General features: G+C 72.1%; 22 protein-coding genes, 1 tRNA gene and 1 riboswitch. Of the genes, 10 read left to right on the top strand and 13 right to left on the bottom strand.

All coding sequences use genetic code 11. The features are described 5' to 3' along the window. Window positions 1–4: 4 nt before the first annotated feature. Complete coding sequence (locus ABT034_RS06680) at window positions 5–379, top strand: DUF6193 family natural product biosynthesis protein (RefSeq protein WP_351211933.1); 375 nt, start codon at window positions 5–7, stop codon at window positions 377–379. Window positions 380–471: 92 nt separating this feature from the next. Here the strand turns inward: ABT034_RS06680 and ABT034_RS06675 are convergent. Beyond that, window positions 472–545, bottom strand: a tRNA-Pro gene (locus tag ABT034_RS06675). A gap of 578 nt (window positions 546–1,123) precedes the next feature. Here ABT034_RS06675 and ABT034_RS06670 point away from each other — a divergent pair. Beyond that, entirely contained in the window at window positions 1,124–2,332 is a 1,209-nt protein-coding gene (locus ABT034_RS06670) for an acyl-CoA dehydrogenase family protein (protein WP_351211931.1), read from the top strand. A 103-nt stretch (window positions 2,333–2,435) separates the two neighbouring features. Here ABT034_RS06670 and ABT034_RS06665 read toward each other — a convergent pair whose 3' ends face one another. The 6 genes from ABT034_RS06665 to ABT034_RS06640 all read right to left on the bottom strand — a co-directional run bounded on the left by ABT034_RS06665 (window position 2,436) and on the right by ABT034_RS06640 (window position 8,061). Continuing rightward, the gene (locus tag ABT034_RS06665; protein ID WP_351211929.1) at window positions 2,436–3,008 is read right to left on the bottom strand and encodes a GAF domain-containing protein; all 573 of its coding nucleotides are present in this window, start codon (window positions 3,006–3,008) and stop codon (window positions 2,436–2,438) included. Beyond that, entirely contained in the window at window positions 3,005–3,628 is a 624-nt protein-coding gene (locus ABT034_RS06660; protein WP_351211927.1) for a GTP-binding protein, read from the bottom strand. Before ABT034_RS06660 ends, ABT034_RS06665 begins: the two co-directional genes overlap by 4 nt. After that, on the bottom strand, window positions 3,606–3,977 hold the full coding sequence (locus tag ABT034_RS06655) for a DUF742 domain-containing protein (RefSeq protein ID WP_073812833.1): 372 nt from the start codon (window positions 3,975–3,977) through the stop codon (window positions 3,606–3,608). Before ABT034_RS06655 ends, ABT034_RS06660 begins: the two co-directional genes overlap by 23 nt. A gap of 2 nt (window positions 3,978–3,979) precedes the next feature. Next, window positions 3,980–4,414, bottom strand: coding sequence for a roadblock/LC7 domain-containing protein (locus tag ABT034_RS06650; protein WP_030313740.1), 435 nt, complete (start codon window positions 4,412–4,414; stop codon window positions 3,980–3,982). Window positions 4,415–4,421: 7 nt separating this feature from the next. Then, window positions 4,422–6,359, bottom strand: coding sequence for an ATP-binding protein (locus tag ABT034_RS06645; protein WP_351211925.1), 1,938 nt, complete (start codon window positions 6,357–6,359; stop codon window positions 4,422–4,424). Window positions 6,360–6,747: 388 nt separating this feature from the next. Further along, window positions 6,748–8,061 carry an MBL fold metallo-hydrolase gene (locus ABT034_RS06640; protein ID WP_502972810.1) on the bottom strand — a complete coding sequence of 438 codons (1,314 nt, stop codon included), beginning with the start codon at window positions 8,059–8,061 and terminating at the stop codon, window positions 6,748–6,750. Window positions 8,062–8,161: 100 nt separating this feature from the next. Here ABT034_RS06640 and ABT034_RS06635 point away from each other — a divergent pair, with 100 nt between their 5' ends. From ABT034_RS06635 to ABT034_RS06605, 7 genes are all read left to right on the top strand, one after another. Then, window positions 8,162–9,340: a Glu/Leu/Phe/Val dehydrogenase dimerization domain-containing protein gene (locus ABT034_RS06635; RefSeq protein ID WP_351211921.1), complete on the top strand. Its 1,179-nt coding sequence runs from the start codon at window positions 8,162–8,164 to the stop codon at window positions 9,338–9,340. A 67-nt stretch (window positions 9,341–9,407) separates the two neighbouring features. Next, window positions 9,408–10,118 carry a TetR/AcrR family transcriptional regulator gene (locus ABT034_RS06630; protein ID WP_351211919.1) on the top strand — a complete coding sequence of 237 codons (711 nt, stop codon included), beginning with the start codon at window positions 9,408–9,410 and terminating at the stop codon, window positions 10,116–10,118. 113 nt (window positions 10,119–10,231) lie between these two features. Then, the gene (locus ABT034_RS06625; protein ID WP_351211917.1) at window positions 10,232–11,188 is read left to right on the top strand and encodes an STM4015 family protein; all 957 of its coding nucleotides are present in this window, start codon (window positions 10,232–10,234) and stop codon (window positions 11,186–11,188) included. Continuing rightward, entirely contained in the window at window positions 11,185–12,351 is a 1,167-nt protein-coding gene (locus tag ABT034_RS06620) for an STM4014 family protein (RefSeq protein ID WP_351211915.1), read from the top strand. The genes ABT034_RS06625 and ABT034_RS06620 overlap by 4 nt, the downstream gene beginning before the upstream one ends. A gap of 14 nt (window positions 12,352–12,365) precedes the next feature. Continuing rightward, entirely contained in the window at window positions 12,366–13,187 is an 822-nt protein-coding gene (locus ABT034_RS06615; protein WP_351212083.1) for an STM4013/SEN3800 family hydrolase, read from the top strand. Next, window positions 13,184–14,527 (top strand): STM4012 family radical SAM protein, encoded by a 1,344-nt coding sequence (locus ABT034_RS06610; RefSeq protein ID WP_351211913.1) that lies wholly within the window; start codon window positions 13,184–13,186, stop codon window positions 14,525–14,527. Before ABT034_RS06615 ends, ABT034_RS06610 begins: the two co-directional genes overlap by 4 nt. A gap of 8 nt (window positions 14,528–14,535) precedes the next feature. Beyond that, entirely contained in the window at window positions 14,536–15,402 is an 867-nt protein-coding gene (locus ABT034_RS06605) for an STM4011 family radical SAM protein (protein ID WP_351211911.1), read from the top strand. Here the strand turns inward: ABT034_RS06605 and ABT034_RS06600 are convergent. Together ABT034_RS06600 and ABT034_RS06595 are read right to left on the bottom strand one after the other, a co-directional pair. Next, window positions 15,389–16,183 carry an SGNH/GDSL hydrolase family protein gene (locus ABT034_RS06600; protein ID WP_351211909.1) on the bottom strand — a complete coding sequence of 265 codons (795 nt, stop codon included), beginning with the start codon at window positions 16,181–16,183 and terminating at the stop codon, window positions 15,389–15,391. The genes ABT034_RS06605 and ABT034_RS06600 overlap by 14 nt on opposite strands. A 161-nt stretch (window positions 16,184–16,344) precedes the next feature. Beyond that, window positions 16,345–17,367: a LysM peptidoglycan-binding domain-containing M23 family metallopeptidase gene (locus tag ABT034_RS06595; RefSeq protein ID WP_351211907.1), complete on the bottom strand. Its 1,023-nt coding sequence runs from the start codon at window positions 17,365–17,367 to the stop codon at window positions 16,345–16,347. Window positions 17,368–17,369: 2 nt separating this feature from the next. Beyond that, a riboswitch (cyclic di-AMP (ydaO/yuaA leader) is annotated at window positions 17,370–17,530 on the bottom strand. Window positions 17,531–17,918: 388 nt separating this feature from the next. Between ABT034_RS06595 and ABT034_RS06590 the strand changes: the two genes are divergently transcribed. Continuing rightward, a complete protein-coding gene (locus ABT034_RS06590; protein WP_502972809.1) occupies window positions 17,919–18,740 on the top strand; it encodes a tyrosine-protein phosphatase in 822 nt (273 codons plus the stop codon). 9 nt (window positions 18,741–18,749) lie between these two features. On the opposite strand, the gene ABT034_RS06585 is transcribed toward ABT034_RS06590, so the two are convergent. The 4 genes from ABT034_RS06585 to hpnH all read right to left on the bottom strand — a co-directional run bounded on the left by ABT034_RS06585 (window position 18,750) and on the right by hpnH (window position 22,179). Beyond that, window positions 18,750–18,905 carry a DUF6126 family protein gene (locus ABT034_RS06585; protein WP_351211905.1) on the bottom strand — a complete coding sequence of 52 codons (156 nt, stop codon included), beginning with the start codon at window positions 18,903–18,905 and terminating at the stop codon, window positions 18,750–18,752. A gap of 52 nt (window positions 18,906–18,957) precedes the next feature. Beyond that, the gene (locus ABT034_RS06580; RefSeq protein WP_351211903.1) at window positions 18,958–19,641 is read right to left on the bottom strand and encodes a helix-turn-helix domain-containing protein; all 684 of its coding nucleotides are present in this window, start codon (window positions 19,639–19,641) and stop codon (window positions 18,958–18,960) included. 74 nt (window positions 19,642–19,715) lie between these two features. Next, window positions 19,716–21,104: an aspartate aminotransferase family protein gene (locus ABT034_RS06575; protein WP_502972818.1), complete on the bottom strand. Its 1,389-nt coding sequence runs from the start codon at window positions 21,102–21,104 to the stop codon at window positions 19,716–19,718. Between the two features lie 52 nt (window positions 21,105–21,156). After that, window positions 21,157–22,179 (bottom strand): adenosyl-hopene transferase HpnH, encoded by a 1,023-nt coding sequence (gene hpnH / locus ABT034_RS06570; protein ID WP_351211899.1) that lies wholly within the window; start codon window positions 22,177–22,179, stop codon window positions 21,157–21,159. Window position 22,180 lies beyond the last annotated feature (1 nt).

Below are 22,180 nucleotides of genomic sequence, written 5' to 3'. Positions count from 1 at the left end.
AGAGATGACGGACGACGCCGACACGCGGAGTGCCGCGGAGATCGTGGCCGAGGAGTGGCGCTTGCTCCTCGACGGAGGCCAGGACCTGATCGACACGGAGACCGTCCGCGCGGCTCACGCGCGGCCGCGGCTGCGGCAGCTCTTCCCTCTGGTCAGTCATGGAGTCATGTACTTCAGCAGCTGCACCGGGATGCCGGCCGCCCACGTCGGCGGGCAGGTCCATCCGCGGGGTGCCGACGGGCGGTACCGGGTGGCCGGCCCCAAGGGCGTGGGGACCCTCGGCAGGGCGGAGACCCTGGAGGAGGCGTTCGCCCTGGTCGTCGGCAACCTCCCGGAGGAGTGCGGGCCGGCCGCGCTCGGAGGCGCGGGCCGCGTCTGACCGCGGGGCCGAGGTGCGCCCGGCCCCGAAAACGATCGAGGGGCCGCTTCAGATCACTCTGAAGCGGCCCCTCGATCTACGACTCTTTCGAGTCGGGACGACAGGATTTGAACCTGCGACCCCTTGACCCCCAGTCAAGTGCGCTACCAAGCTGCGCCACGTCCCGTTACCCGCCTGACCTGGGGTTTCCCCCGGCTGAGCGCGCATGAGAACAATACCGCACTTTCCCTGGTGGTCACGAACCCTTTCCCGGCGCCCGGAAAGGGGCGCGCGCCGGGTACCGGACGTTCACTCTCCGTGACGCGCCTTCACGCCGGGGGGTGCGCCCGCGCGCCCGCCTCGGCGGGCCCGGAAGGGCGTGCGGGAGGTCGTGAGGGCGTTCCACCTGGGCAGGAAGAGGGCGTGCGGATTCCGGAATCGAGGGTTCCTTGGGGACGAAGGTGCTCATGTGGTGATCCGGACGCTCTCATGGCCATATGACCGCCGGTTCGTTGCCGTTGGCATGTGGCAGAAAGATGCCCACGGGGAATGGACTGCGGATCGGGCCGAGCAGGCCAAGACCACGCGAAACACAGTCAGTATCAATCGTCAACCGCTCGGGTTTCGGACAAATCTCGTGGCGATATTGATCCGTCCCGGAAAGATCAACACCATGAAGTGGTCGGCCTGTTCGGGACGGGACCACTGCCGATGCACCACCTGGTCGGACAACCGATCAGGCGTTTCGCAGGGGAGGGACTCGTAATGGACGGCTACTTCAGCAGTCGACTGCATCATCAGCTCAGGGAGACGGTCCGTGACTTCGCAGAGCGTGAGGTTCGGCCACGGATAGCCGAGATGGAGGCGTCCCGCACGGTCCACCACGAACTGTCACGGCTGATCGCCGAGCAGGGCTGGCTGGGCGCGACTATCGGCCAGGAGTACGGCGGCATGGGCGCGGGCCATCTGGCCAAGACCATCATCATCGAGGAGCTGTCCCGGGTCAGCGGCGCCATGGGTGCCATGGTCCAGGCCTCTCAGCTGGGCACCGCCAAGATCGTCCACTTCGGCAGCGACGAGCAGCGGAAGACCTGGCTCCCGGCGATCGCCGCCGGTGAGTGCCTGCCCACCATCGCGGTCACCGAGCCCGAGTCCGGCGGACACGTCCTCGGTATGAGCGCCAGCGCGGTGCGCGACGGTGACGACTACGTCCTCAACGGCAGCAAGGTCTTCGTCGGCAACAGCCACGTAGGCGATCTGCACGGCGTCGTGGTCAGGACCGGTCCCGGTTCGAAGGGACTCACGGCCTTCCTGGTCGAATCCGATCGCCCGGGGTTCAGGACCGGTCCCCAGCAGCAGGCCATGGGACTCCACGGTTTCAGCTTCGGCGAGCTGATCTTCGAGAACTGCCGGGTTCCGGCCTCGAACCGACTCGGCGACGAGGGCGACGGCCTCTCCGTCGCGTACTCCTCCAGCGTGCTCTACGGCCGGGCCAACCTGACCGCGGTCTCGCTCGGCATCCACCAGGCGATCCTCGAGGAGACCACCCGGTTCGCCTCCGAGCGCATCCGGTACGGCAAGCCGCTCCACGACCTGCCCACGGTCAAGCTGAAGCTGGGCCAGATGCAGTCCCGGCTGATGACCGCCCGGCTCGCCGCGTACCACGCCGTGCACCTGCTCGACCAGGGTCTTTCCTGCGACGCCGAGCTGATGAACGCCAAGCTCGTCAACGTCGAGTCGGCGATCGACTCCGGCCGCAACGCCATGGAGATCCACGCCGCCGCCGGTCTCTTCACGGACCGGGCCATCGAGCGGTACCTCCGGGACGCGCACCACATCTTCGCCCCGGCCGGCACCTCCGACATCCAGCTGCTGCGCCTGGCCGAGGTCGCCCTCGGCCAGGACAAGGGCAGCTGGTCGGAGCGGCTCTCCGAGCTGGTCCGCACGCCGGAACTGGAGCCGGTGCACGCCTGACACCCGTGCGCGCCCGGCACCCGGGCCCGACATCCGTGGAACGCCGGGAGCCCCGGTACGGCGTCGGCCGTACCGGGGCTCCCGGCATCTCGGGTGGAACCGGTCAGAACATGCCGTCCTCACGGCGGTGGATCTGCTCCATCAGCTCGGCGGCCATCGCCTTGATCGTCTCGAGTCCGGCGCGCCCCCACGGCCGGACGTCGGTGTCGACGACGCAGATGGTGCCGAGGGCCACTCCGGTGCGGTCGATCAGCGGCGCCCCCATGTAGGAGCGGATGCCGATCTCGTCCACGACCGGGTTCCCCGCGAAGCGCGGGTAGTCGCAGACGTCCTCGAGGACGAGTGCCTTGCGCCGCACGACGACGTGCGGGCAGTAGCCGTGGTCGCGGGCCATGAACCGGCCGACGCCGCCGGCGCCCGCGGCGGCCGCGCCCAGGTCGCTGCCCGAGTGGGTGCCCTCGGGGGTGTGCAGGCCGGCGAAGAACTGCCGGTTCTCGTCGATGAAGTTGACCATCGAGAACGGGGCCCCGGTCACGTCGGCGAGGCGGTGGGCGAACTCGTCGAACGCCGGCTCCGGCCGCTCCCCGAGACCGAGTTCACGCAGCCGCTGCACACGGGCGGGCGCGTCCTTGTCGACGGGGGTCAGCAGGAGGTGACCGGTCGGGTCGTACGTCATGGCGTGGCTCCATAGCTCGGCACGGTGGCCGGGATGGTGGTGAGGAGATGCTGGACGAGGGTCAGCAGGGTGCGGATGCCGGAGCTGGAGATCCGGGCGTCGCAGAGGACGACCGGCACCTCCGGCTTGAGGTCGAGCGCGGCCCGTACCTCGTCCGGTTCGTAGCGGTAGGAGCCGTCGAACTCGTTGACCGCCACGACGAACCGGATGCCCCGCCGCTCGAAGAAGTCCACGGCGGAGAAGCACTCCTGGAGCCTGCGGGTGTCGGCGAGGACGACCGCCCCGAGCGCGCCCTCGGAGAGTTCGTCCCACATGAACCAGAAACGTTCCTGGCCCGGGGTGCCGAAGAGGTAGAGCACATTGCGGTCGTCGAGCGTGATGCGGCCGAAGTCCATGGCGACGGTGGTCGTGGTCTTGGACTCCACGCCCTCCAGGCTGTCGGTGGCCGCGCTGACCGAGGTCAGCAGCTCCTCGGTGCTCAGCGGTTCGATCTCGCTGACGGCGCCCACGAGGGTCGTCTTGCCCACCCCGAATCCTCCCGCCACGAGGATCTTGAGCGCGGTGGGGAAGGGGTCGGCGGCGAAACTGTCGTGGCGCTCAGAGCCGTTGTCGTAGGCCATCGAGCACTGCCTCCAGCAAGGAACGGTCGGTTGGGTTGGCGTGGAACCGGGGGGCGCGGGCGGTGAGCGCCCCGCAGTCCACGAGGTCGGAAAGCAGGACCTTGGTCACCACGGCCGGGAGCCGTAAGTGCGCCGCGATCTCGGCCACCGAGGTGGGCCCGTCGCACAGCCCGAGGGCCAGGCTGTGCTCGGGGCCCATGTGCGCCTGGGGTGACGATCCGGTCGCCATCACCATCGACAGCAGGTCCAGGGCGGTGGTCGGCTTGGTCCGGCCACCGCTGACGGTGTACGGGCGGATCAGCCGGCCGGCCGCGTCGTCGAGCCAGGGGCCTTCCTGAGGGGACGTCACGTTCACTGCCCGATGCCACCCACCGCTCCGGCGGCCTGCCGGGCGGGGGTGACCAGGTACGGCCGGACGCTCTTGACGAGCATCGCCATCTCGTACCCGAGGACCGCGGCGTCCGCCTCCCGCCCGGCGAGGACCGCCAGGCAGGTGCCGGATCCGGCGGTGGAGACGAACAGGAGGGTGGAGTCGAGCTCCACGACCACCTGCCGGACCTCACCGCCGTCGCCGAACCGGGCGCCCGCGCTGCGACCGAGCGAGTAGAGCCCGGAGGCGAGGGCCGCCATGTGGTCGGCGGCGTCGGGGTCGAGACCGTGGACGGATTTGACGAGGCCGTCGGAGGAGAGCAGAACCGCGTTGCGGGTGTACGGGACCCGCTGGACCAGTCCGCTCAGCAGCCAGTCGAGGTCCGAGGAATGGCCGGTCGGCACATTGCTCGCCATGGTGCATCTACTCCTTGTGCGCGTCGCCGGGACGCAGCGGTTCATGGGGGGCGGGCTGGGATTCGGCGAGACCGATACCGCGCTGGAACGCGGCCATCAAGCCGGGGTCGTGCAGGGCGTGCTCCTCGGGCTTGCGGGCCGCGGGCTCGTCGCGCAGCTGCGGGACGAGATGCTCCTGGGCTCGCCGCTTGGGGAGCAGGGGCCGGCCGTTGGCCTCGGGCGCCGGGGGGAGCGGCGACAGGAGGGAGGCCGGCGGGCCCGTGGGTGCGGCGCCGGCCGACTGGGCCGGTATCACGGGGGTGCGGTCGGAGTCCGCGTACCCGTTCGACCGCTCGCTCGTACGGGGGTAGGTGAGCGGGTCGGCGGCGGGGCTCTCCGCGTGGCGGGCGGTGGCCCGCTCCGGGGAGGGGGCCGGCTGCGGTACGGGTGCGGTGGCGGCCGCACTCATGGCCGCGGGCACGGGGGCCTGGGGGTGGGCCGGTGCCGGGGCCGTCATCGGAGCCGTCGTCGGAGCCGTGAGAGGGGCCGTGAGGGGGGCCGGGGCCGCCGTGGGGGCGGTGACCGCGGGCGCGCTCGTGGCCGGCTGGTGCGACGGCGACTGCGTCGCCTGCTGGGGCTGCAGCTGCACCTGGTTCGGCGGGACCGCGGCGGAGCCCGCGGCCGCGGCGACCTGGCGCTCGTGCTGGGCGAGTCCCTCGGGGTCGGCGCCGAGGAGTCCCTGCGGTAGCACGAGGACGGCCTGGACCCCGCCGTAGATGTTGGACTGGAGGCGTACGGCGATGCCGTGCCGGCGGGCGAGCGCCGAGACGACGAAGAGGCCGATCCGGCCGTCCTGGAGCAGATGCGCGACGTTGACCTGGTCGGGATCGGCGAGCAGGGCGTTCATCTTGTTCTGCTCGGTGACGGGCATGCCGAGGCCGCGGTCCTCGACCTCGATGGCGAGGCCGGCCGTGACGTACTGCGCGCGGAGCAGCACCGTGGTGTGCGGCGCGGAGAACAGCGTCGCGTTCTCGACGAGTTCGGCGAGGAGGTGGATGACGTCGGCCACGGCATGGCCCCGGAGCGTACCGTCGATCGGCGGCACGAGCTTCACGCGCGGGTACTGCTCGACCTCGGCGATGGAGGAGCGCAGCACCTCGGTCATGGTGACCGGGTTGGACCACTGGCGCCGGGAGATGGCGCCACCGAGCACGGCGAGGTTCTCCGCGTGCCGGCGGATACGGGTGGCCAGGTGGTCGACGTGGAACAGGCCCTTGAGCAGCTCCGGGTCCTCGACCTCGTTCTCCAGCTCGTCGAGGAGCTGGATCTCGCGGTGGACGAGGGACTGCAGGCGCCGGGCGAGGTTGACGAAGACCTCGACCTTCTGTTCGTTCCCGACGCTGCTGGAGAGTCGTGACGCCTGCACGACGGCCGCGACCGCGGCTTCGTGGGAGCGCGTCAGCTCGTGGGAGAGCAGGTCGAACTCGTCGCCGGAGGGGGTGCCGGCCGGCGGCGCCGGGCGGGGCGGCGGCCCCTCTCCCCTGCGCAACTGTTCGACGACGGTCCGCAGTTCGCTCTGGCCGCGGGCGCTGGAGCGGCGCAGGGCGTTGCAGCGGTCCAGCACCGACTTGGCGACCCTGTCCGCGCCGAGCGCGGCGGCCGTCACGGAGGCGACGGTGAGGGCGGCGGCGCCGGTGAGCGCGGCCCAGAGGCCGGGCGTGGGGGTGGCGCCGGTGGAGCGGATGGTGAAGAGGACGGCCGCGGCCCCGCCCAGTGCCACCGCGACGGCGGGGAGCACGGAGGTGCGCAGGAGTTGGGGGCGTATGCGGGCTTCCGTCGTGTGCTGCGCGGACGGCGGTGCCGGGGGGTTGGTGTGGGTACCGGGGGCGGAGCGGGCGCCTGACCGGCCGTGCCGCCCGCCCTCGCGTCGATCTGACCGCGAGGCGGGTGCGCGAAGTTGAGACATGAGTGTCCTTGGTACGTGCCCAGGAATCGGTGTACTGCGGGGTGTGCTGCGGGGGTGGTTCCGGAGGTGATTCGGGGGGACTTCAGGGGGTGGACGACAAGGGTGCGATGAGCCTATCGATGATCACCGACCACACACTGTAGTCGTCAACCGTTCATGTGCGGTGCGCAGTTGGCAAACTTACCCGTACAGCGGCCCGGTCTGGTATCGCCCGTCGCACGACAGGCCGAGAACGTTCGGCCGAAAGTCGATGCCGCGGCGGGAAAACGTGGGCGGGATCCGGGAACGGAAGAGGGCGGAGGCGCTCCCGCGCCCCCGCCCTCTGCGGAAATCGACCCCTACCGGAATCCCCCGGAGGGGTACGGACCGCCGCGGTCCGCTCGCGCCGTCAGGGTGTCCGTGCGGTCTCCGGCGTACCCAGGCCGCCGTCCGCGCCGGGCTCCCCGGACACCCGTCCGGTGTCCGCGCGGGTGTTCAGGTCCGCGGTCACGTCGGCCGCGCCCGTCAGCGGCATGTGACCGTCGGTGAGAGCCGGGACTCCCCAGCCGCCGGCCGGGATCCGGGCGACCGGACGCCACCAGGGAGTCTCGGGCAGCCGCTCGGCGCCCGGCTCGAAGGGTTCGCCGGGAACGGGCAGGGCGACCCGCTGGGAGGCGCCGGCGGCGGCCTCGACGGTGCCCTCCCCCGGCTCGGCCCACGGGTGCGGGGCCAGGTTGAAGGTGCCCCAGTGGATCGGCAGCATCACACCGGCCGGCCCGCCGCCCTGGAGGTCCAGGTGGGCCCGCATGCCCTCCGCCGGGGTCATGTGGATGTCGGCCCAGAACTCCGAGTAGGCACCGATCTGGATCATGGTGGCGTCGAAGGGGCCATGGGTCGCGCCGATGTCCTTGAAGCCGGAGAAGTAGCCGGTGTCCCCGCTGTGGAAGATCCGGTGGGCGGGCCCCGTCACCACCCACGAGGCCCAGAGCGTCATCTGCCGGTTGCGCAGCCCGCGGCCGCAGAAGTGCCGGGCCGGGGTGGCCGTGAGCCGCAGCTCGCCGACCTCGGTCGACTCGTTCCAGTCCAGTTCGCGCAGGCGGGAGGCGGGCACGCCCCAGCGCTCCAGGTGCGCGCCGACGCCGAGGGGCACCGCGAAGAGCGTGTCGGTGGTGGCGAGCGCCTTGATCGTCGGCAGGTCGAGGTGGTCGTAGTGGTCGTGCGAGATCACGACCACGTCGACCGGACCGAGCGCGGCGAGCGGCGCGGGCACCGGGTGGAGGCGCTTGGGCCCGGCGAAGGGGAAGGGGGAGCAACGCTCGCCCCAGACGGGGTCGAAGAGGACCCGGTGGCCGTCGATCTCCGCGAGGACGCCGGAGTGCCCCATCCAGGTCAGGCGCAGGCCCGTGACCGGCGGCCTGGCCAGGTCGGCCAGGGTCGTGGGGTGGACGGGGATCGTGCCGGTGGGGGCGCGGCGCGACCGTCCGTCCTTGTCGAAGTAGATCTTGGCGAACTCGACGCCGGAGCCGGAGGGGCCGCGTCGGGCCGGTTCGGGGTTCTGGAAGATCCCGTCCGCGAAATTCGGCGAGCGGCGGATGCGGGCGAGGCGCTCGCCCGTGGGATCCGCGCCGAAGGACTCGGGGCGCAGCGCGCGCAGCCGGGCCCGCGGCGAACGGTCGGAGCCGGTACCGGTCACAGGACCTCCTGATCCATCGGGTCGTTCCATTATGGGCGGCCCGCGCCGGAACGGCCGGGGCGGCCCGTCATACTGAACGGTGGTTCAGTACGACCTTCCGGTCCCGGCCCCCTTCCCGAGGAGACGCACGATGAGTTCCGCCCCCCTGCTTTCCGTCGGCTGGACCGACCACGTGACCGGCCGCCGGGGCCATCTGGTGGTCGACCGGCTGGTGCGCGGAGTGGCCAGCGGCGGCCTCCGGATGCGGGAGGGGTGCACGGCCGAGGAGGTCGCGGGACTCGCGCGGGGCATGACCATGAAGGAGGCCCTGCACTACGACCCGAGCGCCCGGTACGTGCCGCTGGGCGGCGCCAAGGGCGGCATCGACTGCGACCCCCGCTCCCCCGAGGCGTACGGCGTCCTGGTGCGCTACCTGCGGGCCATGCGGCCGTACGTCGAACGGTTCTGGACCACCGGCGAGGATCTGGGGCTCACCCAGGACCTGGTGGACCGGGCGGTGTCCGAGGCCGGTCTCGTCTCCTCGGTGCAGGCCGTGTACCCGCTCCTGGACGACGAGGCGGCGGCCAGGAAACGGCTCGCCGACGCCTTCGCGATCGAGGTCGACGGCGTCGGGCTCGACGAGCTGGTCGGCGGCCTCGGGGTCGCGGAGTCCGTGCTCGTCGCCCTCGACCGGGCCGGCCGCGAGTACGCCGGGACCCGGGTGTCGATGCAGGGCTTCGGCACCATGGGCGCGGCCACCGCCCGGTTCCTCGCGCGGGCCGGGCTGCGGGTGGTGGCCGTGGCCGACGTCCGCGGCACGATCGCGAACCCCGACGGCCTCGACGTCGAGTCGCTGCTCGCGGCCCGCGACGCCCACGGGACCGTCGACCGCTCCGCGCTCCGGCCCGGCGACCGGGAGGAGGCCGGGGACGCCTGGCTCGCGGCCGAGGCGGAGGTCCTGGTCCCGGCGGCCGTCTCGTACGCCGTCGACGCCGGGAACCAGGGACGGATCACGGCCCGCTGGATCGCGGAGGCCGCCAACATGCCGGTCCTGCCGGAGGCCGAGGAGGCGCTCTCCGCACGCGGGGTGACCGTGCTGCCCGACGTGGTCGTGAACTCCTGCACCAACGCCTGGTGGTGGTGGACGCTGTTCGGCGACATCGAGGCCGACGCCGGCCAGGCCTTCGACCGGGTACGGCGGGCCATGCGGGTACTCGTCGGCGGGATGCTCGACCGGGCGGAGGCGGACGGCACGAGCCCGCGCGCCGCGGCGCACGCACTGGCGGAGGAACGGCTGCCGCTGATCGCCGAACGCTACGGCTGGTACTGACTCCCCCACGGAGCACGACCATGGACGATCATGCCCACGTCATGTGCTGCTGTGTAGGCTGCACGGCGTGGCAAGAGTGCGGTTGAGCGTGGCCGAGCGGCGGGAGGAGCTGCTGCGGGCCGCCGTCGAGCAGATCGAGGCGCGCGGTGTCGCGGCCGTCCGGATCTCCGACGTGGCCTCCGCGCTCGGAGTGAGCAACGCCCTGGTGCTCTACCACTTCTCGTCCAAGGAACAACTGGTCGCCGCGGCCTTCGCGCACGCCGCCGAGGCCGACCTCGCCCACCTGCGCAGGCTCCTCGGGCGCCGCTCCACGGCGGTGCGGCGACTGCGGGCGGCGGTGCGCTGGTACGCGCCGACCGGTCAGGCCAAAGGCTGGCGGCTGTGGATCGAGGGCTGGGCGGCCTCCCTGCGCGACCCGGAGCTGCGCCGGGTCGCCGCCTCCCTCGACCAGGAGTGGAAGGCCGCGCTGACCCGGGTGATCGCGGAGGGGTCCGCCGCCGGGGAGTTCCGCTGCCCGGACCCGGCCGCGGCGGCCTGGCGCCTCACCGCCTTCCTCGACGGCCTCGCCGTCCAGACGACGGCCTACGCCGGCTCCCTCTCCCGCCCCGCGATGCTGCGCTGGGCGGACGCCGCCCTGGCCCGGGAACTGAACCTGCCGGAGGAGGACGGGGACGCGGGCGGGGACACCGACGGGGACACGGGCGCGGTCGGCGAACAGGACGGAGACACGGGCCAAGGCGGCGAACCGGGCGGCGGCGACCGGTCGGGAGAGCGCTGACCGGCCTGATCACACCGTCAGGGACCGACCCGGCGGGCGGCGTTGTCAGTGCCGCTTGGTAGAACTCTCGGCATCAGCCGATCCACGCCAGTTCGCCGTCCGGGAGCGCAGTCATGACCGTTGGCCACCACATGCGGGAATTCCACGACCTGCCCGTGTTCGACTTCCCGGCCGAGGACGCGCGGGTCGAGCTGCCCGACGCGGCGGCCGTCGCCTGGCGGATCTCCTCGCCGACCTACTGCGAGCCCGAGGACGAGCAGTGGGGGCCGCTGTTCGAGCGGTTCCTGAAGACGGTCGACACGGGGCGGGTGCGGGCGCTGGTCGTCGGCGGCTGGGACGAGGCGTACGAGACCTCGTCGGCCGGCATCGTGGCGGCGCTCATCGGCGCCAACGACCGGCTCACCGCTCTGGAGGCGGTCTTCCTCGGGGACATGACGTCCGAGGACTGCGAAATTTCGTGGATCATCCAATCCGATGTGACACCGCTGCTCGCCGCCTACCCGGCGCTGCGGGAGTTCGCGGTGCGCGGTGGCATGGGACTGGTCTTCCCCTCCGTCCGGCACACGGCGCTCGAGACCCTCGTCGTGGAGTCGGGTGGCCTGGGCGCCGAGGTCGTGCGCGGGATCGCCGGCAGCGACCTGCCCGCCCTGGAGAACCTGGAACTCTGGCTCGGTACCGACACGTACGGCGGCGACAGCACCCCGGCGGACCTGGCGCCGCTGCTCTCGGGAGCGGCGTTCCCCGCTCTGCGCAGTCTCGGCCTGTGCAACAGCGTGGTCCAGGACGAGATCGCCGCCGCCGTGGCGAGCGCCCCCGTCGTCGCCCGGATCGAGCGCCTCGACCTCTCCATGGGCGTACTCACCGACGAGGGCGCGGCGGCCCTGCTCGACGGCCGGCCGCTGACCCACCTCTCCCACCTCGACCTCTCCCACCACTTCCTGTCGGACACCATGCGGGAGCGGGTGCTCGCCGCGCTCGTCCCGCACGGTGTGACCGTCGTCCTCGACGACCCGCAGGAACCCGATGAGTACAACGGCAAGGTCTACCGGTACGTCGCGGTCGCCGAATGACCGCGGCCCCGCGTCTCGTGGTCGTCGGCGATCCGGCGGGCCGCCGCGTGGCGTTCTTCCAGGACGCGCTGCGGACCGCCGGGCTGCCCGAGGCGCGGGTGGTGTCCTGGCCCGAGGTGCTGCGCGGTCGCGCGCGGTTCGCGGTGGGCGAGACCGTACGCCTGGACTCGCCCGGCGAGGACGCCGAGGCCGACCGGCTGCTGCGGGGCGTGGACGATCCGTCCCGGGTCGAGGGCTCCGACCGCTGGTACCAGCGGTTCGTCGAGGCCGTGGCGGGTCTGGCCAGGTCCGTCACCGAGGCGGGCGCCGTCCTCGTCGACGACCCGGCCGAACTCGCGGGCCTGTTCGACAAGCGGCTGAGCCACGGCCTGCTGCGCGCGGCCGGGGTGCCGGTGCCCGACTCCCCGACCTCCGGGCCGTCCGCCCCGGTGGTCCGCGGCTGGGAGCACCTCGGGTCGCTGACCACCGAGGCCGGGCTGCGCCGGTTCTTCGTGAAGCCCGCGCACGGTTCCTCCGCCTCCGGAGTCCTCGCCGTGGAGACGAACGGCGCGGGCCGGGTCCAGGCCACCACCTCGGTGGAGCGCGGGCCCGGCGGACGGCTCCACAACTCCCTGCGGGTACGGCGCTACACGAGCGAGCGCGAGGTCGCCGCCCTCGTGGACGCCCTCGCCCCCGACGGTCTGCACGTCGAGCGCTGGCTGCCCAAGGCCTCCCAGGACGGCCGGGCGGCGGATCTGCGGGTGGTGGTGATCGACGGGCGGGCCACCCACGCCGTGCTCCGCACCAGCCGCTCCCCCATGACCAATCTGCATCTGGGCGGCGCCCGGGGCGACCTGGACGCGGCCCGCGCCGCGATCGCCGCGGCCGGCGGGCGGTGGTCGGACGCGCTCGACGTGTGCGAGCGGGCCGCCGCCGTGTTTCCCGGCACCCGGTGCGTGGGCGTCGATCTGCTGCCGGCGACGGGCTGGCGCCGCTTCGCCGTCGCCGAGGTCAACGCCTTCGGCGATCTGCTGCCGGGCCTCACGGGCCTGCCCGGCAGCGGCGCCGAGGGACTCGACACGTACGCGGCGCAGGTCGCCGCGCAGTTCCCGCACCCCCCTCGGCCCCTGAAGACCCCGCACCACCGCCCCACCCCCCGCGCCACAGGAACGAGCACCGCGTGAACCAGCAGCCCGACATGAACGCGATCGTCGGCAGCCACGACCTGCTCCTGGTCACCCTCGACACCCTGCGGTACGACGTGGCGGCGGAGCTCGCGGCCGCGGGCCGGCTCCCGAACCTGGCCCGTCATCTGCCCGGCGGCGTCTGGGAGCAAAGGCACGCCCCCGGGAGCTTCACCTACGCCTCCCACCAGGCGATCTTCGCGGGCTTCCTGCCGACCCCGGCCGCCCCGGGGCCCCACCCGCGCCTGTTCGCCGCGCGGTTCGCGGGCAGCGAGTCGACCGCCGGCGGCACCTACGTCCACGACACCCCGGACCTGGTGTCCGCGCTCGCCGGCGAGGGGTACCGGACGGTCTGCGTCGGCGGTGTCGGCTTCTTCAACAAGCAGCCGCCCCTCGGCGCCGTGCTCCCCGGCCTGTTCCAGGAGAGCCACTGGGAGCCCGCCTTCGGCGTCGCCTCCCCGACCTCCTTCGAGTCCCAGGTCACGCGCGCCGAAGAGGTCGTCGCCGGTCTCCCCCACGGGCGCCGGCTCTTCCTCTTCGTCAACGTGTCCGCACTGCACCAGCCCAACTGGTTCCATCTGCCGGGGGCGACCCGTGCGGCGGGTGACTCCCGGGCCACCCACGCGGCGGCCCTGGAGTACGTCGACCGGCACATCGGGCGGCTCTTCGCCGCGATGAGCAGCCGGCGCCCCTGCTTCGCGATCGTCTGCTCCGACCACGGCACGGCGTACGGGGAGGACGGCCACACCGGGCACCGGCTCGGTCACGAGGTCGTGTGGACCGTCCCGTACGCGCAGTTCGTCCTCGCCGGCCCGGAGCGGGGGGCTCTGGCATGAGCGACGCCATCCGCCCGTACCGCAGCTACGTCTACGCCTACCCGCACAAGACGGCGTACCGGCCGCTCCCCGACCCCGCGCCGGCCCTGTCCGCGCTCTGGCGGGACGAGCCGAAGGACGCACTCTCCCTCTACGCGCACATACCGTTCTGCGAGGTCCGCTGCGGCTTCTGCAACCTCTTCACCCGGATCGGCGCCCCCGACGAGCTGACCGGCCGGTACCTCGACGCCCTCGACCGCCAGGCCACGGCCGTGCGCGAGGCCCTCGGGGACGCGGCGCCGGTGCGGTTCGCGACGGCCGCGTTCGGCGGGGGGACGCCCACCTTCCTCACCGCCGGCGAGCTGGAGCGGCTCTGCGACATCGCCGAGAAGCGGATGGGCGTGGATCTGCGGGCGGTGCCGCTCTCCGTGGAGACCTCGCCCGCGACGGCGACCGCGGACCGGCTCGCGGTCCTCGCCGACCGGGGCGCGACCCGGCTCAGCATCGGCGTGCAGAGCTTCGTCGAGGCCGAGGCACGGGCAGCCGTCCGGCCGCAGCGGCGCGCGGACGTCGAGGCGGCGCTCGGCCGTATCCGGGACACGGGTGTCCCCGTGCTCAACATCGACCTGATCTACGGGATCGACGGCCAGACCGAGGAGTCCTGGCGCTCCTCGCTCGACGCGGCCCTCACCTGGCGCCCCGAGGAGCTCTACCTGTATCCGCTGTACGTGCGTCCCCTCACCGGCCTCGGCCGGATCTCCCCCGCCGACCGGCTGCGGGCCGACCGGGCGTGGGACGAGCAGCGGCTGCGTCTGTACCGGCACGGCCGGGACCATCTCCTCGCGCACGGCTACGAGCAGGTGTCCATGCGGATGTTCCGGCGGACCGACGCGGCACCGCTCGGCCCGGACGACTACGCCTGCCAGACGGACGGCATGATCGGCCTGGGCTGCGGGGCCCGGTCGTACACGTCGGCGCTCCACTACTCCTTCGACTACGCGGTGGACATGCGGGAGATCCGCTCGATCATCGACTCCTACACGGAGACCGAGGACTTCTCCCGCGTCGAGGTGGGCCGCTGGGTCGACGCCGGGGAGGCCCGCCGCCGTCATCTGCTCCAGTCGCTGCTCCAGGCCGGGGGCATGCCGGTCGCGGGGTACGAGGAGCGGTTCGGGTCCTCGCCGTTCGCGGACTTCCCCGAGGAACTGGGCCGGTTCGAGGCGCTCGGCTGGCTGGACGCGGAGGCCCCGGAAGGGATCCTGAGGCTGTCGCCGGAGGGACTCGCGTACTCGGACGGGCTCGGTCCCGAGCTGTTCTCCCCCTCGGTGCGGGCCGCGATGGCCGCGTACGAGCCGAAGTAAGGGCCGGCATGGATCTGACGCTGCTCTACCGGGGGCCGCTCTCCTCCTGCGACTTCGACTGCCCGTACTGCCCGTTCGCCAAGCGGCGGGACAGCCGTGAGCAGTTGCGCGCGGACCGGGCCGCGCTCGAACGGTTCACCGGCTGGGCCGCCGGGCAGACCGGCGACCGGCTGCGGATCCTCTTCACCCCGTGGGGCGAGGGCCTGGTGCGCTCCTGGTACCGGCGGGCGCTCGTCGAGCTGTCGCGGCTGCCGCAGGTCGAGCGGGTGGCGATCCAGACGAATCTGAGCTGCCGGACCGACTGGCTGGCGGAGGCGGACCCGGAGCGCGTGGCGCTCTGGTGCACGTACCACCCCGGGCAGACGGCTCCCGAGCGTTTCCTCGCCAAGTGCGGGGAACTGGCGGAGCGGGGCGTCCGATTCAGTGTCGGCGTGGTCGGTCTGCCCGAGCACGCGGAGCACGCCCGGCGGCTCCGCGCCGCGCTGCCGCCGCACGTCTACCTCTGGGTGAACGCGGCGGAGGGGCACACGTACACCGACGCGGAGGCCGGGGAGTGGACGGCGATCGACCCGCTGTTCCCGTACAGCCGCCATCCGCACCGCTCGGCGGGGCTGCCCTGCCGGACCGGGGAGTCGGTGATCTCGGTGGACGGTGAGGGGACGGTGCGGCGCTGCCACTTCGTCAAGGCCGAGCTGGGGAACCTGTACGACGGTTCGTACCGTGCCTCCTTGCGTCCCCGGGCCTGCCCCCTCGCCGTCTGCGACTGCCACATCGGCTATGTCCACCTGGAGACGCTGCCGCTGTACGACGTGTTCGCCGGCGGGGTCCTGGAGCGGATCCCGGCCGGCGGTCCGTCGTCCCTCAGAGGGGCATGAGGTCGGGGCGCTTGGCCTCGACGTGGTCGCCGGAGCTCTCGCCGCGCAGCCGGCGCCCGATCCACGGCACGAGGTACTCCTTCGCCCAGTTGATGTCGTCCCTGCGCAGCTCCAGCGAGCCGCGCGGGGGCACCGGCGGCCAGGCCTGGTCCGGGTCGGCGGGCACCGGCAGGCCGAGGACCTGGGCGGCGCGGAGGGCGACCCGGGTGTGCCCCTCGGCGGAGAGGTGCAGCCGGTCGAGGTCCCAGGCACGACGGTCCTGCACGGACCTGAGGGACCACAGGTCCAGGACCGGGCAGTCGTAGCGGTCCGCGATGGCCCGGACGTGGGCGGTGTAGGTGGCGATCTTGCCGCGCAGGTGCCTGAGCACGGGCACGTCACGGGTGTCGAAGCCGGTGGTCACCATGACGGTGCCGACGGCGGAGGTCAGTTCGGCGACGGCGCGCTCGAAGCGCTCGGCCACGTCGTCGGGGTCCGAGCCGGGGCGGATGATGTCGTTGCCGCCGGCGCAGAAGGTCACCAGGTCGGGGGCGAGTTCCTTCGCCCGGGGGACCTGTTCCGCCACGATCTGGTCGAGGAGGCGCCCGCGTACGGCCAGGTTGGCGTAGCGGAAGGCGTCGTGCTCCGGCAGCTGGTCGGCGAGCAGGACCGCGAAGCGGTCCGCCCAGCCGACGTACGCCCCGTCGGGACCGGGGTCCCCGACGCCCTCGGTGAAGCTGTCACCGATCGCCGCGTACGACCCGAATGCGTTCTTGTCTCTTGATCTCGAATCGTCTGCCACGGGAGCACATCCTTCCCTTTTGGATGTGACCTACGCGACCGTAAGGAGGGGTTGACGCCGGGTGACATATGCCACCGATAAAGAAATTGCCAAGCCGGAATAGATGGGGAAACGCCGGTGGCCCGGCACAGGAGTGCCGGGCCACGCGGGGTGTCGGTGCGTCAGAGGGAGACGCCGTGCTGGCGGAGGTAGCCCAGCGGGTCGATGTCGGAGCCGTAGCTCGGGGAGGTGCGGATCTCGAAGTGCAGGTGCGGGCCGGTGGAGTTGCCGGTGGAGCCGGAGAGGCCGATCTGCTGGCCGCCGGTGACGGTCTGGCCGGACGAGACGGAGAGGGAGGAGAGGTGGGCGTACTGGGAGTAGTTGCCGTCGGCGTGCTGGATGACGACCTCGTTGCCGTACGAGCCGCTCCAGCCGGCCGAGACGACCGTGCCGGCGCCGACGGCGCGGACGGTGGTGCCGGAGGAGGCGATGAAGTCGGCACCGGTGTGGTAGCCGGAGGACCACATGGAGCCGGAGGCGCGGTACGGGGTGGAGACGCCGCCGTCGACCGGGGCGACCCAGCCGGCCGCGGAGGTCGAGGCGCCCGTGGACTCCTGCGAAGAGGAGGACGAGCCGGAGTCCGACGACGTGCCGGCGTCCGAGGACGGGGCGGCGGTGGCCGGGGCGGCGACGCGCTCGCTGCCGCGGGAGGCGCGCGGGGTGTCGCCGTTCTTCGAGGAGGTCTCGGCGGACGGCTTCGGGGCGCTCTCGGGGGCGGCCGCCCGGGGCTCGGCGCTCTTCGGGGCGGCGGCCTTGGCGGTGCTCTTGGCGCCGAGCGTGAGCTTCATGCCGGGCAGGATGAGCGAGGGGTCCTCGCCGACGACCTGGCGGTTGTCGGCGTACAGCTTCTGCCAGCCGCCGGCGACGCGGTGGTCGGCGGCGATCTTCGACAGGTAGTCGCCCCGCACGACGGAGTACGTCTTCGGCGCGGCCTTGGCGGCGGGCGCGGCCTTGGCGGCGGCGGGGGCCTTCACCTGGGCAGCGGCGGTGACGGCCTGGCCGGCGGCGGCCGTCTGCTCGGCGGCGTGGGCCCCGGTGGCGCCGAAGAGCGGGAGGGCGACGACGGCGCCTCCCGTACCGGCGGCGGCGATTCCGCGGGTCAGTCGGTTGGTCTTGGTACGGCGGTGCTTACCCGTCGCGGGCATGGCGAATTCCTCTCCGGCGCCTACGAGGTGAGCTGTCGGGTTCGGACTGGAGATGCCCGGCCGCGTTCTCACGCGGCTTCACCCCAAGCCGTCCTGCGTCGCGGGACCGGCGTTTTCCTGGGTCCCCCGCTCCTGCCACACATGGGATGAGTGGGAATTCCGGACGGTGGCAGGATTCGGCGGTCCGACCGGATTGACGGTGACGCTAGACGAGGGGGTCGGCACGGACAAGCCGCTGATTTCCACCGGCTTTCCCCGCCCCGTCTTCCGGCCGGAATTCCGGTCACCCTCTGTGGATGACGGTCCTTCGACGTCCTTTTTCCGTACGGCAATTGGTTCCGGCCGTCGGCCACGATCCGTCACTTCTATGACCCTGCTCACGCGTCCTTGCTCATCTCGCCTGTAAACAGGGCGCGTTATATGTAAGGCCTCAATTCGGACAGATCACCCATTCCCGTCCAGGGGGCTGCGCCGACACCCTCGCGCCTGGATGATTGCCCCAGGAACCGATCTCGCTTCGGGCACCCGAACGCCGACCACCAGGAGCATCCGTGACGCAGCAGCTGCCGCAGGTCCCGCCCATCGAAATGACCGAGCCCGAGCTGGCCGAGGTCCGCAACTTCCGGGACGTGGGCGGCCTGCCGACGACGGACGGCCGGGCCGTCCGCACCGGGCGCCTCTTCCGCAGCGGCCACCTCGCCCACGCGACGGCGGCGGACGCCGCCTTCCTCGACTCGCTGGGGCTGCACACCGTGTTCGACTTCCGGAACGTGGCCGACCGGAAGGTCGAGGGTCCCGACGTCGAGCTGCCCGGCGTACGGAACGTGAACATTCCCCTCAACGATCCGGCGGAGGGCAAGGAGTTCTGGAAGCTGGTGCGCGGCGGCGACATCGCCCAGCTGCGGGAGATCCTCGGCGACGGCAAGGCGGCCGCCAATATGTCCGACTCGTACCGGAAGATGGTGATCGAGCGGACCGCGGAGCACAGCCGGATCCTGCACGCCATGGCGGAGGACAGCCTCCCCGCCCTGATGCACTGCGCGGCCGGCAAGGACCGCGCCGGGCTCTCCATAGCGATCACCCTGCTCGCCCTCGGGGTCGAGCGGGCGGCGATCGAGGCCGACTACGTGAAGTCGAACGACCCACACCGCCGCTACAAGGTGCGCCGCAGCTCCACCGCCCCCGACGCCATGTCGCCCGAGGTGATGGAGCTGCTGAGCCCGCTCTTCGACGCGCGGGTGGAGTACCTGCGGGGCGCCTTCGAGACGATCGAGGCGACCTGGGGCTCGGTGGACGCCTACCTCACCACGGGCCTGAAGCTGGCCCCGGAGACCCGCGAGCGCCTGCGGGAGCGTCTGCTCACCGAGGTGTGAGCCCGCCGCCTACTGGTTCTGGCCGCCCAGCGCGAAGAGCAGGTAGAGGAAGCCGGCGAAGAGGTGGCCGGCGACCAGGTAGGCGAAGAGGCGCAGCACGAGCCCCTTGGGGAACTTGCCCTCCCCGCGCTCCTCACCGGTGACCGGTCGGGACTTGTCGGACATGTCGGTCCTCTCGAAGGAATGAAGAGCCACGAGGAAGGATGCGCCACGGGGCTCAGCGCCGGTGCGGGGTCCCGTCGCCGAGGCACAGCTCGGCCGCGGGGCTCTGCATCAGGGTGTGGACGAACAGCAGCTCCGCCCCGCCGGGGGTGGCGGCGCCGATCCGGTGCGGGGTGAGCGAGTCGAAGTGCGCGCTGTCCCCGGGGTCGAGGACGTGCACGGCCTCGCCGAGCGCGAGCCGCACCCGGCCCTCCAGGACGTGGATCCACTCCTCCCCCGGGTGGACGCGCACGATGTCGGCCCTGGTGGCGTACGGCACGTGGACCCGCAGACACTGCAGGGCGCGCCCGGCACCGCCCGCCTGGCGGTAGACCCAGCCGTCGGCCTCGACGGGTTCGGAGCGGCCGGCCCGGACGACGGGGTCGCGCTCGGCCGGTGCCTCACCGAGGAGCTCGGAGACCGTCGTACCGTAGATGCGGGCGAGGGCGAGCAGCATCGGCAGCGAGGGCTGCCGGTTCCCTGTCTCCAGGCGCGAGAGGTGGGCCGGCGAGAGGCCGGCCCGCTGGGCGGCGGCCTCCAGGGTGAGGCCCCGGCGGCGGCGCAGGCCCCGCAGCTGCGGGGCGACGTCCGGCAGGGCACTCGGGGCGGCGACGTCCGGCAGGCCGCCGGTGGCCGCGACGTCCGGCGGTGCGCCGGAGACGGCAGGGTCCGGGGAGATCTCCCCGGGGACGTGGTCCATGCGTCCATTCCGCCAGCTTCGTGCCTCTGAGGCAAGTTTCTTGCCTCAGAGGCAAAAGCCGCGAGCTCGCGGTGTCAGCGCTGCGCCACCGCCTGCTTCACCAGAGTCTTCCCGAAGTCCCACATCAGCCCGCCACCGCCGTGGGCCTCGTCCATGACCGCCGTGAAGGCGGTGACGAACCGGTCCACGTCCGCCTCGTCGATGATCAGCGGCGGGATCAGCTTGATCACCTCCAGGTGGTCCCCGGAGACCTGGGTGAGGATCCGGTGCCGCTGGAGCAGCGGGACGACGACCATCTGCGCGAAGAGCCCCTTGCGGGCCGCCTGGAGCATCGTCCAGCGCCCGCGGAGCCCCAGCGAGGACGGCCGGCCGAACTCGATGCCGATCATCAGCCCGCGCCCGCGGATCTCGTGGAGCAGTTCGTACCGGGGCACGAGCTCCTCCAGGCGGGAGCGGAGCAGGCCGCCGATCCGCCGGACGTGGGCGATCGTGTCCTCGCTCTCCATGACCGAGAGGACGGCGAGCCCGGCCGCCATGGCCTGCGCGTTCGACCCGAAGCTCGCCGAGTGGACCAGGACCCGGTCCATCGACGAGTAGACCTTCTTGAAGATCCAGTCCTTGCCGAGGGTGGCGCCGACCGGCACGTAGCCGCCGGAGAGCGCCTTGGCCACGCAGACCAGGTCCGGTTCGACCCCCTCCTCGTGCTGGTACGCGTAGAAGTCGCCGGTCCTGCCGAGGCCGGTCTGCACCTCGTCGGCGATCAGCAGCGCCCCGTGCCTGTGCAGCAGCTCCTGGGCGGCGCGCAGGAACCCGGGCGGCGCCTCGTGGACGCCCTTGCCTTGGATCGGCTCCACGACGAAGGCGGCCACGTCGCCCCGGCGCAGCTCCCGCTCCAGGGCTTCGAGGTCGCCGAGCTCGATCGCCGTGTCGGGCAGGAGCGGGGCGAAGCCGTCCCGGAAGCCCTTCTCCCCGTTGACGGAGAGGGAGCCGGTGGTCAGGCCGTGGAAGGCGTGGGAGCAGTAGAGGACCCTGGGCCGCCCGGTGGCGTACCGGGCGAACTTGAGGGCGGTCTCCACGGCCTCCGTGCCGCTGTTGCCGAAGAAGACCCGGTCGAGGTGCGGGCTGTGGCCGAGCAGCCGTTCGGCGAGGAGTCCGGGCAGCGGCGGGCAGTCGAAGCGGGTGAGGTCGGCGAGCTGGGCGTCCAGGACGTCGTGGAGGGCCTTGCGGACGACGGGGTGGTGCCGTCCGAGGCCCATCACGCCGAAGCCGGCGAGCATGTCGAGGTGGTCGACGCCGTCGGCGTCCCAGAAGTGGGCGCCCTCGGCCCGCTCGTACACCTTGTCGAAGCCGATGGTGTGGAGCATCCGCGGCAGCTGGTGGTTGAGGTGCTTGGCGTGCAGCTCGTACCGCTCGCCGCCGCGTTCGGAGAGGAGCGCCCGCAGGTCGAACGCGCCCTTCGCCAGACGCTCGTCCTCACCCTTCACCACACGCTCGTCCTCGCCCTTCACGGGGCACTCACCCCTTGTCCCCGGACACGGTCTCCCTGATCGCGCGCAGGGACTCCTTGAGGGAGCCCATGGTGGCGAGGACGGCGGTGGGCTCGTAGCCGCAGTGCGCCATGCAGTTGGCGCAGCGCGGGTCCTTGCCGCGGCCGTACTTGTCCCAGTCGGTGTCCTCGATGAGTTCGCGGTACGTGGGGACGTAGCCGTCGCTCATCAGGTAGCAGGGTCGCTGCCAGCCGAAGAGGGAGTAGTTCGGAATGGCCCAGGCGGTGCAGGGGAAGTCCGCTTTCCCTTCCAGGAAATCCAGGAAGAGCGGCGAGTGGTTGAGCCGCCAGCGGCGCCGGTTTCCGCCGGCGAAGGCCTTCTTGAAGAGTTCGCGGGTCTGCTCGACGCCGAGGAAGTGCTCCTGGTCGGGGGCCTTCTCGTACGCGTAGGCGGGCGAGATCATCATCTCGTCGACCTGGAGGTCGTCGTTGAGGTAATTGAGGACCTCGATGATGGTCTGCGGGGTGTCGGTGTTGAAGAAGGTCGAATTGGTGGTGACGCGGAATCCGCGTCGCTTCGCCTCCTTGATGGCCGCCACCGCCTCGTCGAACACGCCTTCCTTGGCGACGGATTCGTCGTGCCGCTCGCGCAGGCCGTCGATGTGCACGGCGAAGGCGAAGTACGGGGAGGGCGTGAAGTCCTCCAGCTTCTTGCGCAGCAGCATGGCGTTGGTGCACAGGAAGACGTACTTCCTCTTCGCCACCAACTGGCGGACGATCTCGTGGATCTGAGGGTGCATCAGGGGCTCGCCGCCCGCGATGGACACCATGGGGGCGCCGGACTCCAGGACCGCGCCGACCGCCTGGGCGACCGGCATGCGCTGCTTGAGGACGCCCGCGGGGTGCTGGATCTTCCCGCAGCCCTCGCACTTGAGGTTGCACGCGAAGAGCGGCTCGAGCTCGACGATCAGCGGGAACTTCTCGCGCTTGCGGAGCTTCTGTTCGAAGAGGTAGGTCCCGACCCGGATGGACTGACGGAGCGGCATGGCCATA

The sequence above is a fragment of the Streptomyces sp. NPDC002773 genome, assembly GCF_040295605.1.
Taxonomy (GTDB): Bacteria; Actinomycetota; Actinomycetes; order Streptomycetales; family Streptomycetaceae; genus Streptomyces.
This window is presented reverse-complemented; position numbering and strand designations above follow the sequence as displayed.